The organism is Aquamicrobium terrae (assembly GCF_040545735.1).
In the GTDB taxonomy this organism is placed as follows: Bacteria; Pseudomonadota; Alphaproteobacteria; order Rhizobiales; family Rhizobiaceae; genus Mesorhizobium; species Mesorhizobium terrae_A.
This window is the reverse complement of record NZ_JBEPML010000027.1, coordinates 1-19,148: the sequence shown is the minus strand read 5'-3', so window position 1 is coordinate 19,148 and position 19,148 is coordinate 1. Positions and strand designations below refer to the sequence as shown.

18 protein-coding genes and 1 riboswitch are annotated in these 19,148 nt (G+C 67.1%); of the genes, 8 read left to right on the top strand and 10 right to left on the bottom strand.

Annotated features, from left to right (window positions below; translation table 11 throughout):
• Window positions 1-37: 37 nt before the first annotated feature.
• Window positions 38-1,018, bottom strand: coding sequence for an NAD(P)H-quinone oxidoreductase (locus ABID37_RS24240; RefSeq protein ID WP_435521633.1), 981 nt, complete (start codon window positions 1,016-1,018; stop codon window positions 38-40).
• A gap of 169 nt (window positions 1,019-1,187) precedes the next feature.
• Between ABID37_RS24240 and ABID37_RS24235 the strand changes: the two genes are divergently transcribed.
• Genes ABID37_RS24235 through ABID37_RS24225 form a run of 3 tightly spaced genes read left to right on the top strand, consistent with a single transcriptional unit; the run spans window position 1,188 to window position 3,076 of the window.
• Entirely contained in the window at window positions 1,188-1,382 is a 195-nt protein-coding gene (locus ABID37_RS24235; protein WP_354199544.1) for a DUF1192 domain-containing protein, read from the top strand.
• 48 nt (window positions 1,383-1,430) lie between these two features.
• Entirely contained in the window at window positions 1,431-2,780 is a 1,350-nt protein-coding gene (locus ABID37_RS24230) for an MFS transporter (RefSeq protein ID WP_354199597.1), read from the top strand.
• Between the two features lie 32 nt (window positions 2,781-2,812).
• On the top strand, window positions 2,813-3,076 hold the full coding sequence (locus ABID37_RS24225) for an ArsR/SmtB family transcription factor (protein ID WP_354199543.1): 264 nt from the start codon (window positions 2,813-2,815) through the stop codon (window positions 3,074-3,076).
• A 153-nt stretch (window positions 3,077-3,229) separates the two neighbouring features.
• Here the strand turns inward: ABID37_RS24225 and rpmF are convergent, their stop codons facing one another.
• A complete protein-coding gene (rpmF, locus tag ABID37_RS24220; RefSeq protein WP_056238174.1) occupies window positions 3,230-3,412 on the bottom strand; it encodes a 50S ribosomal protein L32 in 183 nt (60 codons plus the stop codon).
• 133 nt (window positions 3,413-3,545) lie between these two features.
• Window positions 3,546-4,262 (bottom strand): monofunctional biosynthetic peptidoglycan transglycosylase, encoded by a 717-nt coding sequence (mtgA, locus tag ABID37_RS24215; RefSeq protein ID WP_435521632.1) that lies wholly within the window; start codon window positions 4,260-4,262, stop codon window positions 3,546-3,548.
• 141 nt (window positions 4,263-4,403) lie between these two features.
• Between mtgA and ABID37_RS24210 the strand changes: the two genes are divergently transcribed.
• Both ABID37_RS24210 and ABID37_RS24205 read left to right on the top strand, forming a co-directional pair.
• Entirely contained in the window at window positions 4,404-5,342 is a 939-nt protein-coding gene (locus tag ABID37_RS24210; protein ID WP_354199541.1) for a polyprenyl synthetase family protein, read from the top strand.
• A gap of 90 nt (window positions 5,343-5,432) precedes the next feature.
• Window positions 5,433-7,754, top strand: a complete 2,322-nt coding sequence (locus ABID37_RS24205; protein ID WP_354199540.1) for a response regulator — start codon at window positions 5,433-5,435, stop codon at window positions 7,752-7,754.
• 8 nt (window positions 7,755-7,762) lie between these two features.
• On the opposite strand, the gene ABID37_RS24200 is transcribed toward ABID37_RS24205, so the two are convergent.
• The 3 genes from ABID37_RS24200 to ABID37_RS24190 all read right to left on the bottom strand — a co-directional run bounded on the left by ABID37_RS24200 (window position 7,763) and on the right by ABID37_RS24190 (window position 10,512).
• A complete protein-coding gene (locus ABID37_RS24200; RefSeq protein ID WP_354199539.1) occupies window positions 7,763-8,614 on the bottom strand; it encodes a lytic transglycosylase domain-containing protein in 852 nt (283 codons plus the stop codon).
• Window positions 8,615-8,618: 4 nt separating this feature from the next.
• Window positions 8,619-9,875 (bottom strand): flavodoxin-dependent (E)-4-hydroxy-3-methylbut-2-enyl-diphosphate synthase, encoded by a 1,257-nt coding sequence (gene ispG, locus ABID37_RS24195; RefSeq protein WP_354199538.1) that lies wholly within the window; start codon window positions 9,873-9,875, stop codon window positions 8,619-8,621.
• 457 nt (window positions 9,876-10,332) lie between these two features.
• Window positions 10,333-10,512, bottom strand: coding sequence for a YdcH family protein (locus ABID37_RS24190; protein ID WP_354199537.1), 180 nt, complete (start codon window positions 10,510-10,512; stop codon window positions 10,333-10,335).
• A 255-nt stretch (window positions 10,513-10,767) separates the two neighbouring features.
• Here ABID37_RS24190 and ABID37_RS24185 point away from each other — a divergent pair, with 255 nt between their 5' ends.
• Window positions 10,768-10,971 (top strand): YdcH family protein, encoded by a 204-nt coding sequence (locus ABID37_RS24185; protein ID WP_354199536.1) that lies wholly within the window; start codon window positions 10,768-10,770, stop codon window positions 10,969-10,971.
• 65 nt (window positions 10,972-11,036) lie between these two features.
• Here the strand turns inward: ABID37_RS24185 and ABID37_RS24180 are convergent, their stop codons facing one another.
• The 4 genes from ABID37_RS24180 to thiB form a co-directional block, all read right to left on the bottom strand.
• On the bottom strand, window positions 11,037-12,617 hold the full coding sequence (locus ABID37_RS24180; protein WP_354199535.1) for a M48 family metalloprotease: 1,581 nt from the start codon (window positions 12,615-12,617) through the stop codon (window positions 11,037-11,039).
• 63 nt (window positions 12,618-12,680) lie between these two features.
• A complete protein-coding gene (gene thiQ / locus ABID37_RS24175) occupies window positions 12,681-13,409 on the bottom strand; it encodes a thiamine ABC transporter ATP-binding protein (RefSeq protein ID WP_354199534.1) in 729 nt (242 codons plus the stop codon).
• Entirely contained in the window at window positions 13,406-15,010 is a 1,605-nt protein-coding gene (gene thiP / locus ABID37_RS24170; protein ID WP_354199532.1) for a thiamine/thiamine pyrophosphate ABC transporter permease, read from the bottom strand. The genes thiQ and thiP overlap by 4 nt, the downstream gene beginning before the upstream one ends.
• A gap of 178 nt (window positions 15,011-15,188) precedes the next feature.
• The gene (thiB, locus tag ABID37_RS24165; protein ID WP_354199530.1) at window positions 15,189-16,187 is read right to left on the bottom strand and encodes a thiamine ABC transporter substrate binding subunit; all 999 of its coding nucleotides are present in this window, start codon (window positions 16,185-16,187) and stop codon (window positions 15,189-15,191) included.
• Between the two features lie 42 nt (window positions 16,188-16,229).
• A riboswitch (TPP riboswitch) is annotated at window positions 16,230-16,343 on the bottom strand.
• A gap of 85 nt (window positions 16,344-16,428) precedes the next feature.
• Here thiB and ABID37_RS24160 point away from each other — a divergent pair.
• Together ABID37_RS24160 and ABID37_RS24155 are read left to right on the top strand one after the other, a co-directional pair.
• Entirely contained in the window at window positions 16,429-17,073 is a 645-nt protein-coding gene (locus ABID37_RS24160) for a thiamine diphosphokinase (RefSeq protein ID WP_354199528.1), read from the top strand.
• Window position 17,074: 1 nt separating this feature from the next.
• Window positions 17,075-18,892 (top strand): ABC-F family ATP-binding cassette domain-containing protein, encoded by a 1,818-nt coding sequence (locus ABID37_RS24155; protein ID WP_354199526.1) that lies wholly within the window; start codon window positions 17,075-17,077, stop codon window positions 18,890-18,892.
• Window positions 18,893-19,148 lie beyond the last annotated feature (256 nt).

Sequence of the window (19,148 nt, the reverse complement as noted above, 5' to 3'; positions counted from 1 at the left end):
ATTGCAGCATAAATGAAAGGTTAAGCGGAAGTTGCGCTCAGGCCACGTCGAGCACGATCTTGCCGATGGCCTCGCCGCTCTCCAGCCGTTCATGGGCGCGCCAGGCTTCCTTGAGCGGGAAGATCATGTCCATGACCGGCGCCACCCGGCGGCTGGCCAGGAGCGGCCACACCTCCGCCTCCAGCGCGGCAGCCACCGCCGCCTTGAATTCGATGCTGCGCGGCCTCAGCGTCGAGCCCGTATGCACCAGCCGCTTGGCCATCAGCCGGGCGAAATTGGCGCTGGCGACGGCGCCGCCCTGCGTCGCGATCTGGACGATGCGCCCCTCCTCGGCGGCGGCGACATAGTTGCGGTCGACATAGTCGCCGCCGATCATGTCGAGGATGACGTTGGCGCCCTTGCCTTCGGTGGCCTCCTTCACCGCCTTGACGAAGTCCTCCTCGCGGTAGTTCACCGCACGCGCGGCGCCGAGCTTCAGGCAGATGTCGCATTTGTCGGCCGAGCCGGCCGTGGCGATCACCCGAGACCCACGCGCGGCGGCAAGCTGGATCGCCGTGGTGCCGATGCCGGAGGAGCCGCCATGCACCAGAAGCGTCTCGCCCGCCTTCAGGCCGCCGCGCTCGAACACATTGTGCCAGACCGTGAAATAGGTTTCCGGCACCGCTGCCGCCTCGCTGAAGGTGAAGCCTGCGGGGACCGGCAGCGCATGGCCGGCAGGCACGGTCACATATTCCGCATAGCCTCCGCCGGCCGCCAGCGCGCAGACCTGGTCGCCGACGCGCCAGCGTTCCACCCCTTCGCCCAGCCCGGCCACCTCGCCCGCCACCTCCAGTCCCGGCAGGTCGGAAGCGCCCGGCGGCGGCGGATAGGCGCCGGTGCGCTGGGCGACGTCGGGACGGTTGACGCCGGCCGCCCGCACCCGGATCAGGATTTCGCCCGATCCCGGCTGCGGCACCGGGCGCCGCTCGGGCTTCAGCACCAGCGGCCCGCCGGGTTCCGAAATGGCGATCGCCGTCATCGTCTGCGGCAGGTTATGCGCTGTTGCCATGGTCGTTTCTCCCTCTCGCGGCCGCTGCCGCCCCTGTTTGCACGCCGCCACTGCCCTATCTATGCTTGGCTTTCTATTCCGATTGCCGGCTCAGGCAAACCGCTTGCGCCGGCGACAACAGGATTTTCGGGGAACGGTCATGGCGATCTTCGACGATGAACCGGCAAGGAAAAGCGGCCCGCATGAAATCGGCCAGGATCTGAGCAAGCTCTCGGTGGACGAGTTGAGGGCGCGCATCGACACGCTGCGCGGCGAGATCGCCCGCATCGAGGCCGAATTGCAGGCCAAGGGCTCGACCCGCTCGGCGGCGGAGGCGCTGTTTCGCCGCAGCTAGGGCCTTTCCAGCAAAAAGCGTGTTCCGGTCATCATGTCGACCTGAAGGATCGCGACGCACTTTGGTCGCCGGCTGGGCAGACCGCCGCCGAAAAGCCTGAAACAATCCGCTGTGATAGTCAGCAGACGTGATTCGACGCCGGACCGCCAGATGCTTGCAGCCTACAGACCGATCCTGTCCCTCCTGCGCGGCACCGCCTTCCTGCTGGCCGCCTCCGGCCTGCATGGCCTGCTGCTGCCGCTGCGCGGGCAGATGGAAGGTTTCTCCACCGCCGCGCTCGGCCTGATGGGCACGGCCTGGGCCACGGGCTTCGTGCTCGGCTGCTACTTCGCCCCGCGCATCGTGCGCCGCGCCGGCCATGTGCGCGCCTTCGGCACCTTCGCCTCCTGCGCCGCCATCATCGCCCTGCTCACCGGCCTCATCATCGACCAGTATGCCTGGATCCTCCTGCGTGCCTTCACCGGCTTCGTCATGGCCGGCGCCTTCATGATCATCGAGAGCTGGCTGAACGAGAAGGCCACCAACGAGAATCGCGGCACCGTCTTCGGCCTCTACATGATGGTCACCTACGCCTCGATCATGGGCGGGCAGATGATCGTCGCCGCGGGCGACGTCGGGTCGGCCTCGCTGTTCATGATCACCGGCATCTTCTTCTGCCTGTCGCTGATCCCCACCGCCGTTTCCACCGCCTCGCACCCCCAGCCCCTGCAGGACGTGTCGCTCGACCTCAAGGGCCTCTACGCCAATTCGCCGGTCGCCGCCTTCGGCTGCCTGCTGGTCGGCGTCGCCAACGGCGCCTGGGGCACGCTTGGCGCCGTCTATGGCGCGCGCATCGGCATCTCGACGGCCGAGATCGCGCTGATGATGAGCATCGTCGTCATTGCCGGGGCCTTCATGCAGCTTCCGGCCGGCCGGCTTTCCGACCGCACCGACCGCCGTTTCGTGTTGGCCGGCGCCGCGGCCGGCTCGGCCTTTTTCGCTCTGCTGGTCTTCCTGTTCGAGCCGCGCCTGGGTCCGCTCGTGCTGATCCTCACCGGCGCCTACGGCGCCTTCGCCTATACGCTCTATTCGATCGCCGTGGCCCACGCCAACGACCACGCCAAGGCGGAGGATTTCGTCAAGGTCTCGGGCGGGCTGCTCATCCTCTATGGCTTCGGCACCATGATCGGGCCACTGTTTGCCGCCGCCATGATGGAGTGGTGGCGCCCCGAAAGCCTGTTCCTGGCCACCGCGCTGGCCCATCTCAGCATCGCCGGCTACACCGCGCTGCGCATCAGGCGCCGGGCTCCCGTGCCGATCGAAGATCGCGACGCCTTCACCACCCTGCCGGTCGAGCGGTCGATCACACCGCAGTCGCTTACCCTCGACCCACGCACAAAAAATGAAACCGATGGTTGAGAATCCCGCGGCTTTGACGCACTACTAATGCCATGATGCTTGCTGATGCATTCGTGGCGATCGCCGATCCGAACCGGCGCCATATATTGGAGGAACTCCGGCGTGGCCCGAAGACGGTTACCGAACTGGCGTCCGGGCTGCCGGTCTCGAGGCCGGCCGTTTCCCAGCATTTGAAGGTGTTGCTCGATGCCGGGCTGGTCACGGCGCAGGCCGACGGGACCCACCGTGTCTACAGCATCAGCAACACCGGCTTCGTCCAGCTCAACCTGTGGCTGGACCAGTTCTGGGCCGTTTGAAGGGTTCCCGATAGCGGGAACCGACCTGCCTGCCAGGTTGTAGAAACGAAAAGACCGCCCGGAGGCGGCCTTCGAACTCGTCGGCGATCTCAACCAACCGCATTCATGCAATGCCGAACGTGTCCATCCGGCTGCAAAAAATGCGCTGAAAGATCAGCCTTCCTTCGGCGTCAGCACCTGACGGCCGCGATACATGCCGGTCTTCAGGTCGATGTGATGCGGACGGCGCATCTCGCCGGAATTCTTGTCCTCGACATAGGTCGGCGCCTTGAGCGCATCGGCCGCACGGCGCATGCCGCGCTTGGACGGGGAGGTTTTTCGCTTCGGTACGGCCATGGATATGCTCCGCTCGTGTTCAACAGCCCGCCATGCCCTTGTCCAAGGGCCGCCTGCCGGGCCAAATTCCAGATGAAAGTGGCGTGCCTATACACGGCCTGCAGCGTTTTGGCCAGCGGGGGCAGCAAGTTTTTTAGCTGCGCGACGGTTTGAGGCAGCCGACATAGCCGCCCGAGCGCGCCGCACGCCGTTCTATCAGATTGCCCAGGCGGCGCAAGCCGGGCCCAGGCTTGGCCGGATTGCGCGCCTGCGGGTTGGGAAGGGTGACGGCAAGAAGCGCGGCCTGCCGGCGCGTCAGCTTGGCGGCGGGCACGCCGAAATGATGCTGCGCGGCGGCCTCGATGCCGTAGATGCCCGGCCCCCATTCGGCAACGTTGAGATAGATTTCCATGATCCGCCGCTTCGGCATGACGAGGTCGACATAGACCGCCAGCGGCAGCTCGATCCCCTTGCGCAGCGTGGTGAACGGCTTTTGCCACAGAAAGAGGTTCTTCACCGTCTGCATGGTGATGGTGGAGGCCCCGCGCGCGCCCTCGCCGGCCAGGGCATCGTTGACCACCGCGCGCAGCTCCGCGAGATCGACGCCGGGATGCGAGCAGAACTGGCCGTCCTCCGACATGATGACGGAATGGGCCAGCACCGGCGCCACCTCGTCCAGCGGCACCCAGCGCCGGTCATAGCCGGAGAAGGTCACGAGGTCCTTGACCATCAGGGTCGAGACCGGATGGACGAAGGGCTGCAGGTAGAGAAGCGTCAGCACCACCGGCACCAGCGCCACGAGCACCGCCAGCTTCACGAGCGAGCGAAGCCAGCCTCTGCGCCCGGCCCTGCCCCTCGATCGCGAAACCATGCTCTGTCCCCGGTGGACCAGCCCCTCGGTCTCCTGCTCTATGATCGGTTCCGACACCCGGTCGCTCCCGCCAACACCCTTCCCGCATAAAGGTGCTTGGCTTCTTGCGCAATGTCTGCGCGTCGGCTACCGCTCGCCAACATGGATACGAACGCTGAAATCCCCTTCGAAATGCGGCTGGACGCGCGCGCCCGGGAGGTCGAGACGCTGCTGCGGAGCCTTCTCGATACGCATCTGCTGCCCGGCGAGATCGCCCGGCCCGAGCGGCTGCTGGCGGCCATGCGCCACGGCGTGCTCAATGGCGGCAAGCGCCTGCGACCCTTCCTCGTCGTCGAAAGCGCCGCCCTGTTCGGCGCCGGCGCCCGTCACATCGAGGCCCTGCGCGCCGCCGCGGCGCTGGAATGCGTGCACTGCTATTCGCTGATCCATGACGACCTGCCGGCCATGGACGACGACGACCTGCGCCGCGGTCAGCCCACTGTCCACAGGGCTTTCGACGAGGCCGCCGCCATCCTCGCCGGCGATGCGCTGCTGACGCTGGCCTTCGACATCATCTGCGACGACGCGGCAGACAACGGCGCGGCACCATTGCCGGCGGCGACGCGGCTGGCGCTGGCGCGCGGCCTTGCCCGCGCGGCGGGGCTGGGCGGCATGGCCGGCGGCCAGATGCTCGACCTGACCGCCCAGCACGACGCGCCCGACGAGGCCGGCATCATCCGCCTCCAGGCGATGAAGACCGGCGCCCTGATCCGCTATGCCTGCGAGGCCGGCGCCATCGTGGCCGGCGCTCCCGAAAGCGACCGCGAGCGGCTGGCCGAGTTCGGCTCTGCCATCGGGCTGGCCTTCCAGCTTGCCGACGACCTGCTCGACGTCACCGCCGATGCCGGCCGGCTGGGCAAGGCGACCGGCAAGGATGCCGCCGCCGGCAAGGCGACGCTTGCCGCGCTGCACGGCCCGGACTGGGCCCGCCGCCAGCTTCACGGACTGGTGGAACAGGCCTCAAGCCTGCTCGAGCCCTATGGCGAACGAGCCGCGATCCTGAAGCAGGCGGCGCGCTTCGTCGCCCAGCGAGACAGGTAGGGACGCCCGTTCCGGCCGGAACGGATTGTTAATGGTATATGGAGCGTAATCCCGACCGCTACATTTGCGTGGATGGGCTGGGGACTGCGCATGCCGGAATACTTGTCATTCATCCGGTCGGTACGGATAAGATATCTGTCCGGCCTCATGGTGCTGGCGCTGGCCGTGGTCGGCCTCATCGCAACCCTCAATCACTTCAACAGCTACCGCAACCGTGTCGACATGCTGAGCGCGCTCATGGCCGAGTTCGCGGGCAACCTCGACAATGCGGCGAACTTCGCCGAAAACGCGGCCAGCGTCTGGCGTGCCGACACGAGGCAGGAGCTCACCGGATCGGCGGGCCTCCATGCCCGCAAGCTATTGCAGGGCATCGACGCCGTCACCGCCGAGATCGAGGCACTGTCGCCGCGCCTGACCCAAGGCACGGCGGATGCGATCGCCGCCGCCTCGGTCAACCGCGATCTCATGTGGTCGGCGCGCGACATGGCTCGCAACCTCGCCCTGATGACCCAGGCCAAGACCCTCGACGACTGGAACCATCGCGACGTCCTCAACCAGAACACGCTGTTCGCGCAGCCCTTGCTGTTGCGCGCCCGCCTCGCCATGGATGCCGAGCGGCGGCTGGCCGATGCGCGCATCTCCGACCTGCTCCTGTGGGGAACGGTGCTTTTCGCCCTGACGCTGGCCGGCGTCACCTTGTGGATCTTCCGACCGATGGAACAGGCGATCCGGCGCGCCTTCGCCAGGACGGCGGAATCGCTGAAGCGGGCCGAGGAAGCCGACCGCGCCAAGTCCGAGTTCCTCGCCAATATGAGCCATGAGATCCGCACGCCGATGAACGGCGTGCTCGGCATGGCGGAATTGCTGGCCAATACCGACCTGACGGCGCGCCAGAAAACCTTCACCGACGTGATCGTGAAGTCCGGCCATGCGCTGCTGACCATCATCAACGACATTCTCGACTTCTCCAAGATCAATGCCGGCCAGTTGACGCTGAGCCCGGCCCCCTTCCGCCTCGCCGAGGCAGTGGAGGACGTGGCCACGCTGGTTTCCGCCCGCGTCGCGGAAAAGAACCTCGAGCTGATCGTGCGCGTCGACCCGCGCCTGCCCCCCTTCGTCGTCGGCGATGCCGGCCGTTTCCGCCAGATCGTCACCAACCTGCTCGGCAACGCCGTGAAATTCACCGAGAAGGGCCATGTGCTGGTCGATGTCAGCGGCGAGATCGTCAACGACGTCGCCATGCTCAAGGTGAGCGTCGAGGACACCGGCATCGGCATTCCGGCCGAGAAGCTGCAAAGCGTGTTCGAGAAGTTCGCGCAGGTCGATTCCTCCTCCACCCGCCGCCATGAAGGCACCGGCCTCGGCCTCGCCATCGGCGCCCGGCTGGTGGAGCTGATGGGCGGCGAGATGGGCGTCAGCAGCGAGCTCGGGCGCGGCTCGGTCTTCTGGTTCAGCGTGCCCATGCCCGTCCATGACATGAATGTCGACGACGAGAGGGTGCCCGGCGACGTGACCGGCGCGCGCGTGCTGATCATCGACGACAATCCGGTCAACCGCGACATCCTGCTCGAACAGCTCCGCAGCTGGGGCTTCGACTGCGCGGCGGCCGAGAGCGGCGCCGTCGGCCTCGCCTTCCTGGAGCGGGCCTGCCAGATCGGCGCCTCGGTCGACTGCATCATCCTCGACTACCAGATGCCCGGCATGAACGGCGCCGACGTGGCGCGGGCAATTGCCGGCGACAGCCGCCTGTCGGCCATCCCGGTGGTGTTGCTGACCTCCGTCGATCAGGTCGATTTTTCCCGCCTCATCATCGACTACGGCATCGCCGCGCATCTGACCAAGCCGGCGCGTTCGGCGGTGCTGCTGGGCACGATCGTCTCCGCCATCCAGAACGCGCGCATGCAGCAGGGCGCCGCCCATTTCGTGCGCGAGCAGGTGCCGCCGCCTGCCCCGCCCGCCCCGCGCCGCGCCGAGACACCGGTGCTGGCGCCGGCGGCCGGCAACGACCTGAGCGGCGGCGCCATCGACATCCTGATCGCCGAGGACAATGACGTGAACCAGCTCGTGTTCAGCCAGATCCTCAACGGGCTCGGCCTCAGCTACCGCATCGCCGGCAACGGCCGCACGGCCATCGACATGCACCGGGCGCTCAATCCCCGGCTGATCCTGATGGACGTCTCCATGCCCGACATGAACGGCTTCGAGGCGACCCGCGCCATCCGCGCCGCGGAGGCCGCCAGCGGCGCGCGCGTGCCGATCATCGGGGTGACCGCGCATGTCCTCAAGGGCGACCGCGAGAAATGCCTCGATGCCGGCATGGACGACTACCTGCCCAAGCCGGTTTCACCGGACCGGCTGGCGGCCAAGATCGGAAGCTGGCTGGGCGAGACGGTGACCGCGAAAACCGCCTGACGGCACGGTCAGCGATTGCGCAGCACCACGCAGGCGCCGCCGGCGCCGCGCAGCTTCTGGCAGATGCCGTCCGCTTCCGAGCGGCTTTCGGCCCCGATGCGCACCGCATAGATGCCGCGCCGGCCGCGCGCCGAGCGCACCCGGCTGACCACCGGCTCATGCCCGCCCAGCACGCTCGAGAACCGCCCCTCCAGCCTTTGCCATTGCCGGATGACCACGGCCCGGTTGAAGCCGCCCGCCACCTGCACGCCCCACGGCTTGACCGGAACCGTGGCCATGGCCACCGTCCACGGCGCCGAGACCGGCAGCCTGCGGCAGGCCGTGCCGAACCCCCTCTCGGGGTCCAGCGGCCGCACCTTGCCGGCATAGGCCTTGTCGGAAAAATTGTCGGCCGGCTCGCCCATGATGTCGAGCACGTAGTTTTCCGTCTCCAGCGGCAGGAAACCGCCGGAGGACAGCCAGCGCGCCACCCGGTTCTCGCCGGCATTGTAGGCGGCGGCAGCAAGGCCGAGATTGCCGAAATTCGCTTTCAGCTCGCCGAGATAGGTGGCCGAGGCGGGGATCGCCTGCTCGATGTCGAAGGAATCGGCCAGTCCCCGCAATTTCGCCGTGCCCGGCATGAACTGGGCGATGCCTTCCGCGCCGACCGGGCTCACCGCATTGGGATCGAAGCGGCTTTCCTTCCAGATCAGCCGGGCGAAGAAATCGCGCGGCAGGCCGGCACGGTCGGAATGGAATTCTATGAGGTCGCAGACCCGGTCGATCAGCCGCTCCCGCGCCGGCTTCGGCGGATCGGCCCACGCGGCAGTGCTGGCACCAGCGCCGATCAGGACAGCGATCAGCGGCGCGGCCAGGCGCATGGTGCTACTCGGCTGCCTTGGCCCTGGTCCCCATGCCGAAACGGTTCTCGATATAGTCGGAAACCATCTTCTCGAAATCGGCGGCGATGTTGGGACCGCGCAGCGTGGCCGCCTTCTGGCCGTCGATGAACACCGGCGCGGTCGGCATCTCGCCGGTACCCGGCAGCGAAATGCCGATATCGGCATGCTTGGATTCGCCCGGTCCGTTGACGATGCACCCCATCACCGCCACCTTGAGCTGCTCCACGCCCGGATATTTGGTGCGCCACACCGGCATGTTGCGGCGGATGTCCTCCTGGATGTTCTGGGCAAGCTCCTGGAACACGGTCGAGGTGGTGCGCCCGCAACCCGGGCAGGCGGCCACGATAGGCACGAACTGGCGGAAGCCCATGGTCTGCAGCAGTTCCTGCGACACCTGCACCTCGCGCGTGCGGTCGCCGCCGGGCTCCGGCGTCAGCGAAATGCGGATGGTGTCGCCGATGCCCTGCTGGAGCAGGATGCCCATGGACGCCGACGATGCGACGATGCCTTTCGATCCCATGCCGGCTTCGGTGAGACCCAGATGCAGCGCGTGGTCGCAGCGCCTTGCAAGCTCGGCATAGACGGCGATCAGATCCTGCACGCCGCTGACCTTGGCCGACAGGATGATGCGGTTGCGGCCGAGGCCGATTTCCTCTGCCATATGCGCCGACAGGATGGCCGATTGCACGATCGCCTCGCGTGTCACCTCCTGGGCGGTCATCGGAAAACCCTTGGCCTGGTTCTCGTTCATCAGCCGGGTCAGCAGTTCCTGGTCGAGCGAGCCCCAGTTGACGCCGATGCGCACCGGCTTGTCGTAGCGGATCGCCATCTCGACGATGTCGGCGAACTGCTTGTCCTTCTTGTCCTTGAAGCCGACATTGCCGGGATTGATGCGGTATTTGGCCAGCGCCTCGGCGCAGGCTGGATGATCGGCCAGCAGCTTGTGGCCGATATAGTGGAAGTCGCCGACCAGCGGCACGTCGATGCCGAGCCGCGCCAGCCGGTCGCGGATCTTCGGCACGGCGGCGGCGCTTTCGTCGCGGTCCACGGTGATGCGCACAAGCTCGGAGCCGGCCCGGTGCAGCGCGGCGACCTGGGCGACGGTGCCGTCGATATCGGCGGTATCGGTGTTGGTCATCGACTGCACCACGACAGGTGCGTCGCCGCCGACCATGACGCCGCCGACATCGACGCCGACCGAAGCGCGGCGCGGGAACGGAGAGGAATAGTACCCGGTCATGCCCGGCTGCCTCTGATAGTATTCCTGGGCGTTGCGCATCCTGCCGGATACGTCAGAGGCCCTGCTGCATCAAATCTGCGTGCCGGATGCCGCGACGCGGGCGCATTGAGGCCGGCCGATACGACGGACAGGCACGCGAAACTCCGCCATGAGGTGGAGGAGAGAGCCGGTCTTGTCAATGCCGCCGATGCGCCCAATGCCGGCCCCCATGTCGAATCATGTCCCTCGGCCGCGTCGCACGGCGTTCCGGAACCGCCTCATGAGCCTGGAATTTGGCGAAAAGCGGGAAATGCCAGCCGGCGGCAGTACGCCGCCGACAAGTCATTTGTCGCATCACCGGCCGCAGAGCATCGGGCCGAAAAGGGAAATCGGTTTCGGAGTTTCCGATGCTCGATCAAAGTGCCGGAGCGTTCCAGTGCATCCTGAAGGACGCATGACGCCCCAGGCCGGCGGGAAGTCAATGTGAGGTGGGTTGGGTCCTGAGTTTCTCAATCTCGTCCTTGATGGCCAGCTTGCGCCGCTTCAGATCCGCTATCTGGAGATCGTCCATGGAGGGGTGCTGCATGGCTGTATCGATCTGCCGTTCGATATCGCTATGCTTCCTCTGCAGCTCGTCAAGATGGGATGCAAGAGACATGATTGGTTCTCCCTTTCATGGTTTCCTCGACTGCAGCCGCCACCCCTGTCGCCTACATTGCCGGCCCACATGTGTGACGGCTGCATGACACTGTGCCATCAACCGAAGCGGTTGTCGAACGCATAAGCGTTGCATTCCACCTTGGACCAAAATGTGATAATGATTTGCCAGAGGGTGGTTTTCGGACCGCTCCCCGCCCGATCGGATACCCGCCGCGGCAGCGCTGCGGGCGTCGAAATTTACATATGGTAGGTAATGTCCGAGCAGGAACAGGCCGAGATTCGACTCGAATTCGCGCGTTTGAAGCAGGACCACGCCGATTTCGACGCCGCGATAAACGCCATGGTGGCGACGGGCTGCGATCCCTTGCAGATCCAGCGCATGAAGAAGAAGAAGCTGGCGCTGAAAGACAAGCTGCGTACGCTCGAAGACCGCATCATTCCCGACATCATCGCCTGAAACAGCAGCCGGCGGCACGGCCGCCCTGAAGCCGGGCCAGTCCGCGCGCGGGGCCGCGCCGACACCTATCTGTCTGTGACGATCTTGACCTTGTCGCCGGCCGAAAGGGTCGCTCCCGGCGCCAGCGCGTTGAGCACCCTGAACAGGTCGAGCTTGCGGTCGACGCCGACCATCTGGGCGGCCAGCGTGCCCATGGTCTGGCCGGCCCGGACCGTGACGATGCGGATGCGCAGCGGCTTCAGCGCGTCCCGTTCCGCCTGGCTGAGAATGCGGAACGAGCCCACCACCACGCCGGCCACGCTGTCCAGCGAGGTGCTGGCGGCGGGTGCCGCCGTGAGCAGCCGGTAGACCTGGCTGCCGGCGCGGATGACGGTGACGTCGAACTGCCAGCCTTCGGCACGCGCCCGCGCCGTGGCCGCCGGATTGCCGTTGATCGTCGTCTCGCGCACGCTCGAGGTGTCGAGGCCCGCGACCCAGCCGCTGCGGATATAGTCGCCCAGCGAGCGGTTGGCGTCGAGCGTCACCCCGTCGAAGCGCACGGCCATGTCGCCCGGCCCGGTCGCGGTGACGGCGGTGGCCGAATTGTCGATCATGAAGTTGTCCGGCACCGAGAACGAAATGCCGAGCTTCGGGTGCAGGAAGGTGTTGCCGCGCACATAGCCCTCGTCGGGCGTATCGCCGTAGAGCAGCCCGTCGATGCCGGCCAGGTAGCTGTCGCGGTCACGCGAGCCGACGCCCGGCTGGCCGAACTGCCGCGCATGGCGCAGCGCCAGTTCGATGCGCTGCGGCGTGTTCGGGTGGGTGGCGAGGAAGTCGAGGCTGGCGTCGGTGGCGCCGCTGACCGAGCGGAAATCCGTATAGGCCGACATGGATTGCAGGAAGCGGCTGGCGGCAAACGGGTCGTAGCCCGCCTCGCCCACCGACTTGATGCCGATGCCGTCGGCCTCCAGTTCCTGGTTGCGCGAGAACTGGGCCAGCCGCAGCTTGCCGCGGATCAGCGCCGCCTTGGCGGTCGGGCTGTCGCCCAGCACGTCGGAGACGACCTTGGTGGCCAGCCCCTCTTCCGCCTCCAGCCGCTGCCGCTGCAACCCGTGATTGGCGGTGACGTGACCCATCTCATGCGCCACCACCGCCGCCAGTTCCGAGGAATCGTTGGCCAGCGCCAGAAGCCCGCGGGTGATGTAGAGATAGCCGCCCGGCAACGCGAAGGCGTTGACATTGGGCGAGTTGAGGATGGTGATGCGGTAGTTCTGGGTCGGGTTGGCGGACACGGTGGTCAGGCCGCCGATCACCTTGGCCACCATGCGCTCCAGCTTGGGGTCGGAATATTCGCCGCCATAGGTCGCCAGGATGCGCGGGTGCTGCGCCCGTGCCAGTTCCGCCAGCTTGTTGTTGGCGGTGACATTGTCGACCGTCACCGGCTTGTCGGAAGGCCGGAAGGCCGATTCCTGCATGTCCGGCGGCACGATGGCCTGACAGGCCGCCAGCGCCACGACGATACCGGCCAGCGCGAGCGCCCGCGCCGACGACAGCCTCCGGTCAGGGTTCAGGACGGACGACAGATGGGCTTCCTTTCCTCGCGTGCGGCGCAGACCGCGACCGTGCCCCTTATTGGCAGCCGGCCACGATTCGACCGCTCTTGCCATATTCCTTAATGTCGCATTGATAGCAAATTATGTCCGCTTCCGGGCAAGGCCATGCAATCGCGCTCAGGAAGCGCCGATATAGCGTCGGAAAGCTTCCGGTCCACCCTCTCCGAAGAATTCCTCGACCGGCCCCGTCGCCGCCACCCTTCCCTCCTCGATGAAAGCCATGTCATGGGCGATGCGGCGCGCATCCTCCGGCTGGTGGGTGACGAACAGCACCGTCATGCCCCGTTCGGCCTGCAAGCCGGCCACCAGTTCCAGCATGTCCTCGCGCAGGGCCGGGCCGAGCGAGGCGAAGGGTTCGTCCAGAAGCAGCACCGGCCGCTCCCGCACCAGCACCCGCGCCAGCGCCACCCGCTGGCGCTCGCCGCCCGACAATTCGCGCGGCAGGCGTTTTCCCTTGCCGCCGAGTCCGGTGCGCTCCAGCGCCCCGGCCACCGCCGTGCGATCCGCATCGCTCAGTCGCAGCGACGGCGAGCGGCCGAGCCCGACATTCTGCTCCACCGTGAGATGCGCGAACAGGTTGTTTTCCTGGAACACCATCGACACCGGCCGTGCCGCCGGCGGATCGGCGGTGACGTCCCGGTCCCCGATCAGCACCCGCCCCGATGCCGCCGTCTCGAAACCGGCAACGAGGTTGAGCAGCGTGGACTTGCCCGATCCGCTCGGCCCCATCACGGCGGTGACGCGGCCGGGCCGGAACGCCACGTCGAACCCGAACACGGCCTCGCCATAGCTGAACGTCACCTTGTCCAGTCGCACCTCCGCGCCGGATAATGCGTTGCGCGTCATTGCCGGGCCTCCTTCGCCAGCCGGCTGGACAGGAACATCAGGGCGAGACAGGCCAGCCCCAGAATGAGCGCCAGCCCCGCCGCATCGGCGGTGCGATAGCTGCCCATGCGCGCCAGCAGCAGATAGGGCAGCGTCTGCACCGCATCCGAGCCGAACAGCGCGATCACGCCGAGATCGCCGAGCGACAGCGCCATGGCGAAGGCCGCCGCCGTCGCCAGCGGCCGTCGCAGCGAGGGCCAGTCGATCAGCCGAAGCCGCGTCCAGCCCGCGATCCCGAGCTGTGCGCACAGCCGCTCATGACGGGCGCTCGCCGCATCATAGGCCGGCCGCAAGGCTCTCAGCGCAAACGGCATCGCCATCACCGCATTGACGGTGACGACCAGCACCGGCGCCAGCGCGAACACATCGGCCACATGGCGCAGCAGGATGAACCAGCCGGCGCCGACGACGATCGGCGGCACCACCAGCACGAAACCGGCCCCCGTATCGGTGGCGTATTCGAGCAATGGGCGGCGTGCACCAGCGGCCCGCAGGGCAAGCGCGCGGCGCGCCATCACCAGCGCCATGGAAAGGGCGGCGGCCAGCAGCGCCGACAACAGCGCCAGAACGAGGCTGGTCAGCGCGGCGCGCTGCACGGCGGGTTCCAGGACGAGACGGCCAAGCTCGGCCTGCAAGCCCGCCGCCACCGTTGCCGCCATGGGGCCGGCGACGAACAGCAGCGCCAGCGCGATCAGGAAACCGTTGAGCGCTGTCTCTCCCGCTCCGGCCGAGACGAAGCGGCGCGGCGCCACCGACAGGTTGGCCTCCGCCGCCGTATTGGCCCCCAGCCGCGTCAGCACGAAGACGATGGCCAGCGTCAGCGCCACCTGCAACGCGGTCAGGGCCACGGCGCGGGCGGGGTCGAAATCGAAGCGCAGCGCCTGATAGATCGCCACCTCCAGCGTGGTGGCGCGCGGCCCTCCGCCCAGCGTCAGCACAATGGTGAAGGAGGTGACGCACAGCATGAACACCAGCCCGGCCACTCCCGGCAGGGCCTGCCGCAGCACCGGCCATTCGATCAGCCGGAAGCCGGCCCGCGCGCCCATGCCGAGCTGGCTCGCCAGCCGCCACTGGTCGGACGGTACCGTCTGCAATGCCTCGACGAACAGCCGCGTCGCCAGTGGCAGGTTGAAGAACACATGCGCGACGAGGATGCCGGAAAGCCCGTAGATGCCCGGCCATGTGTCGCCGCCGAGCGCGGAGAGCAGGCCAGCGAAATAGCCGGCGCGACCATAGAGCGCCAGCACGCCCAGCGCCGCGACGAGGGCCGGCAGCGCCAGCGGCACGGCGAAGAGTTGCAGGATCAGGCCGCGCCCCGGAAAATGCGGATGGCGAACCAAAGCCCGCGCCACGAACAGCGCCGGAACCACCGAGAGCAGCGTCGACAACAGCGCCTGCCACAGCGTGAAGCGCGCGACCCTCAGCATATAGGGATCGAAGGCGGCAACCGCGCCGGACAGGTCGCGCACCCCCTCGACGATCAGCCCGGCGAACGCCCCGCCGATCAGCAGCGAGATCGCCGCCAGTGCGACGATGCCGACCGTAACGCGGAAATCGGTCATGGCGCGGCCATGGAGCAATTCCAGGAAAAGTGTGAAGCGGTTTTCCGTCCGGAATTGCGTAAAAATAAGGAGATGAAAGGCCTCATTTCCGCCGGCAAAACCCTCGACCGCGCCGCGCCAATAACGCGTCGGGAAGACGGGACCGGAAAGGAACGAAAGCACGCCATCGAAAAATGGACTACCGGCCCATCACGCCGAGCCACTCGTCCACCCAGGCCTTGCGGTTGTCGGCCACTTCCTGCGGGTTGAATTGCAGGGTCCTGGCCGGCTTCACCAGCTTGTCGAAGGCGGGGTCGAGCGGCTTGTCGGTCTTGCCGGCCGGATACATCCACTGGGTTTCCGGCACCGCATCCTGAAAGCCCGGCCCGGTCATGAAGGCGAGGAACTTTTCGGCCAGCGGATTCTTCGCCCCGGCAATGGTGATGCCGGCCACCTCCACCTGAAGATAATGCCCTTCCGAAAAAGCCGCCGCCTGATAGCGCTCCGTCTTGTCGGCGATCATGTGGTAGGCCGGCGAGGTGGTGTAGGACAGCACCATCGGCGCCTCGCCCTTGGTGAACAGCCCGTAGGCCTCGCTCCAGCCCGGCGTTACCGTCAGCACGCGGCCTTTCAGCTTCTCCCATGCCGCACCCGCCTCGTCGCCATAGACGGAGCGCACCCACAGGAGCAGCCCGAGCCCCGGCGTCGAGGTGCGCGGGTCCTGGATGACGATCTTCTGCTCCTTGTCGCCCTCGACCAGCTCCTTGAGGCTGGCCGGCGGGTCGGGCAGCTTCTCGGTGTCGTACACCACGGCAAAATAGCCGTAGTCGTAGGGCACGAACATGTCGTCGTTCCAGCCGCCGGGAACATCCACCTGCGGCGTCGCGCCATGCGCCACGAACAGCCCGGTGCCGCGTGCCTCGGCGGTGAGGTTGGTGTCTAGGCCGAGCACGATGTCGGCCTTGGTGGACGCGCCTTCCAGCTTCAGCCGGTTGAGCAGGGCGACCCCATCGGCCACCGAGACGAAATCGACCTCGCAGCCGCATTCGGCCTCGAAATTCGTTTTCACCTGCGGGCCCGGGCCCCAGTCGGCGGTGAAGCTGTCATAGGTGTAGATGGTGAGCTTGCCTTGTGCCGAAGCGGGCGCGGCGGCCAACAGGGCCGCGGCCGACAGAAGGGATAAAAGCACTATGCGCATCGGCGCCTCCTTGGTTTCGTTTCAGGGGGTCGAGGCGCCGGCTGTCCGACAGCTTCTAATCCCTCCGCCGGTACAAGCCGGATCAGGTTCAGCGGGTTGGCTTTGAGGCCTCTCAGCCGGGCCGCGATGACGCGTCCGGCACCCCGTTAGAGCATTTCCAGAAATAGGGGCCCGCGCGCCGCGACGCAAGAGAGGCGGCGCTCTTCCGTTCCATGAACGGGGCTGCTAATGCCCTCCTCCCATGAGCCGATACACCATCCTTCTCGGCGGCGAGCTTGTCCGCACCCCCGCCCTCGACCGCCAGATCGCGGGAACGCGCATCGTCGCCGCCGATTCCGGCATCCGCCATGCCGAAACCCTCGGCATCGTGCCGGAGCTTTGGGTTGGCGACTTCGATTCCGCGCCACCTGTGCTGCCGGAACGCCTGAAAGCGGTGCCGAAGCGGAAATTCCCCTCCGACAAGGACAGCACCGACGGCGAACTGGCGGTGGACATCGCGCTGGAACAGGGCGCGACCGCGCTGGTGCTGGCCGGCGCCTTCGGCGGCGCCCGCGCCGACCATGCCTTCCTGCATCTGGCGCTGGCGCTGCGGCTGGCCGAGGCAGGCATCGACGTGCTGCTGACCAGCGGCACGCAGGAAGGGCGGCCCCTGCCGCATGCGGCGGTAACCTTCGACTATGCCGAAGGCACGCTGTTTTCGATCCTCGGTTTTTCGGAGCTGGCCGGCCTCACCGTGCGCGGCGCGAAATGGGAGCTGGCCGGGGTAGAGGTGCCGTTCGGCTCGTCGCTCACCATGTCGAACGAGGTTCGCGGCACGCTCGGCGTCGAACTCGCACAGGGCCGCGCCATGCTGGTCGCCCATCCGCTGACCGGAAAGGAAGGCTGACATGGCCCCGCCGCTTCTCAACCTTGCCGGCATCCGCCTCACCTTCGGCGGCACGCCGCTGCTCGACGGCGCCGACCTCACCGTCGGCCCCGGCGACCGCATCGCGCTGGTCGGCCGCAACGGGTCCGGCAAATCGACACTGCTGAAGATCGCCGCCGGCCTCGCCGAAGCGCAGGACGGCGAGATCTTCCGCCAGCCCACGGCCACCATCCGCTACCTGCCGCAGGCGCCCGACATGGACGGATTCGCCACGGTGCGCGCCTATGTCGAGGCGGGCCTCGGCCCCGCCGACGATCCCTACCGCGCCACCTATCTGCTCGAACATCTGGGCCTCACCGGCGAGGAAGCGCCGGCCGAGCTTTCGGGCGGTGAGGCGCGCCGTGCCGCCCTTGCCCGCGTCATGGCCCCGGAGCCGGACATCCTGCTGCTCGACGAGCCGACCAACCATCTCGACCTCAACGTCATCGAATGGCTGGAGGAAGAACTGATCCGCTCCGCCTCGGCGCTGGTCGTCATTTCCCACGACCGCCGTTTCCTCGAGCGCGTCTCGCGCGCCACCGTCTGGCTGGATCGCGGCCAGACGCGCCGTCTCGACCGGAGCTTTGCCCATTTCGAGGAATGGCGCGACAAGATTCTGGAGGAAGAGGAGCGCGAGCAGCACAAGCTCGGCCGCCAGATCGCGCGCGAGGAGCACTGGCTGCGCTATGGCGTCACCGCCCGGCGCAAGCGCAATGTGCGCCGCCTTGGCGAATTGCAGGCGCTGCGCCAGCGCCACGCCGGCCACAGGGGCGCGGAAGGCACCGCCACCATGGTGGCCAGCGACGCCGCCGAATCCGGCAAGCTGGTGATCGAGGCGAAATCGATCTCCAAGAGTTTCGGCGATCTGGTCGTGGTCCGGGATTTCTCGACCCGCATCCAGCGCGGCGACCGCATCGGCCTCGTCGGCCCCAATGGCGCCGGCAAGACCACGCTGCTCAAGATGCTGACCGGCGAGCTTGCGCCCGACACGGGCAGCGTGCGCCTCGGCGTCAATCTGGAGATCGCCACGCTCGACCAGAAGCGCGATGCCGCCGATCCGCAGGAGACGCTGTCCCACTACCTCACCGACGGGCGCGGCGAGAGCCTCGTCATCAATGGCGAGCAGCGCCATGTCGTCTCCTACATGAAGGACTTCCTGTTCAAGCCGGAGCAGGCGCGCACGCCGGTGCGCGAGCTTTCCGGCGGCGAACGCGCCCGGCTGCTGCTCGCCCGCGTGCTGGCCCGCCCCGCCAATTTGCTGGTGCTGGACGAGCCGACCAACGACCTCGACATGGAGACGCTGGAGCTGTTGCAGGAACTGGTTGCGGGCTTTGCCGGCACGGTCATCCTCGTCAGCCATGATCGCGACTTCCTCGACCGCACCGTGACCAGCGTGATCGTGCCCGATGGCGACGGGCGCTGGATCGAATATGCCGGCGGCTATTCCGACATGCTTTCCCAGCGCGGCGCCTCGAAGCTGGACGACCGCAAGCTGCGCGCCCGCACCGCCGGCGACGAGGACAAGCCCGCCGCGAAACCGCAGGAGACGGCAAAGGCCGCGTCGAAAAAACTCTCCTACAAGCAGAAATTCGCGCTGGAGAGCCTGCCGAAGAAGATCGAGGCGGCGACCGACACGATCAACCGGCTCGAGGACCAGATCGCCGATCCGGGCTTTTACGACCGCGATCCGGTCGGCTTCCAGAAGACCATCGCCGCGCTCGACAAGGAACGCGCGGCGCTGGCCGCAATGGAAGAGGAATGGCTGGAACTGGAAATGCTGCGCGAGGAACTGGAGGGGTAACCCCTTTCAAACACACGACGTCATCCCGGACCGCGGGAAGGCGCAGCCTGACGGCGTGTCCGGGATCCATTCCGGTCGGGTGGCGATTGGCCGCCGTTTTTCGATCTTCTGCAAGGTTCAGGAATGAATCCCCGATAGGCTGCCTTCGCTCCGCTTCGCTTCGGCTTCCGGGATTGTTTGATCGATATCGGGTAGGTTGAGCAGCGAGGCTGCGGGCCTGCAAACCCGCAGCCTCGGCGGCAGGCGACCGGTTCCG

What these genes read in the sequence shown, in the direction of transcription:
- ABID37_RS24240 (WP_435521633.1), bottom strand. Translation starts at nt 1,018, where the DNA reads ATGACGGCGATCGCCATTTCGGAACCCGGCGGGCCGCTGGTGCTGAAG.
- ABID37_RS24235 (WP_354199544.1), top strand. Translation starts at nt 1,188, where the DNA reads ATGGCGATCTTCGACGATGAACCGGCAAGGAAAAGCGGCCCGCATGAA.
- ABID37_RS24225 (WP_354199543.1), top strand. Translation starts at nt 2,813, where the DNA reads ATGATGCTTGCTGATGCATTCGTGGCGATCGCCGATCCGAACCGGCGC.
- rpmF (WP_056238174.1), bottom strand. Translation starts at nt 3,412, where the DNA reads ATGGCCGTACCGAAGCGAAAAACCTCCCCGTCCAAGCGCGGCATGCGC.
- mtgA (WP_435521632.1), bottom strand. Translation starts at nt 4,262, where the DNA reads ATGGTTTCGCGATCGAGGGGCAGGGCCGGGCGCAGAGGCTGGCTTCGC.
- ABID37_RS24210 (WP_354199541.1), top strand. Translation starts at nt 4,404, where the DNA reads ATGGATACGAACGCTGAAATCCCCTTCGAAATGCGGCTGGACGCGCGC.
- ABID37_RS24205 (WP_354199540.1), top strand. Translation starts at nt 5,433, where the DNA reads ATGCCGGAATACTTGTCATTCATCCGGTCGGTACGGATAAGATATCTG.
- ABID37_RS24200 (WP_354199539.1), bottom strand. Translation starts at nt 8,614, where the DNA reads ATGCGCCTGGCCGCGCCGCTGATCGCTGTCCTGATCGGCGCTGGTGCC.
- ispG (WP_354199538.1), bottom strand. Translation starts at nt 9,875, where the DNA reads ATGACCGGGTACTATTCCTCTCCGTTCCCGCGCCGCGCTTCGGTCGGC.
- ABID37_RS24190 (WP_354199537.1), bottom strand. Translation starts at nt 10,512, where the DNA reads ATGTCTCTTGCATCCCATCTTGACGAGCTGCAGAGGAAGCATAGCGAT.
- ABID37_RS24185 (WP_354199536.1), top strand. Translation starts at nt 10,768, where the DNA reads ATGTCCGAGCAGGAACAGGCCGAGATTCGACTCGAATTCGCGCGTTTG.
- ABID37_RS24180 (WP_354199535.1), bottom strand. Translation starts at nt 12,617, where the DNA reads ATGGCAAGAGCGGTCGAATCGTGGCCGGCTGCCAATAAGGGGCACGGT.
- thiQ (WP_354199534.1), bottom strand. Translation starts at nt 13,409, where the DNA reads ATGACGCGCAACGCATTATCCGGCGCGGAGGTGCGACTGGACAAGGTG.
- thiP (WP_354199532.1), bottom strand. Translation starts at nt 15,010, where the DNA reads ATGACCGATTTCCGCGTTACGGTCGGCATCGTCGCACTGGCGGCGATC.
- thiB (WP_354199530.1), bottom strand. Translation starts at nt 16,187, where the DNA reads ATGCGCATAGTGCTTTTATCCCTTCTGTCGGCCGCGGCCCTGTTGGCC.
- ABID37_RS24160 (WP_354199528.1), top strand. Translation starts at nt 16,429, where the DNA reads ATGAGCCGATACACCATCCTTCTCGGCGGCGAGCTTGTCCGCACCCCC.
- ABID37_RS24155 (WP_354199526.1), top strand. Translation starts at nt 17,075, where the DNA reads ATGGCCCCGCCGCTTCTCAACCTTGCCGGCATCCGCCTCACCTTCGGC.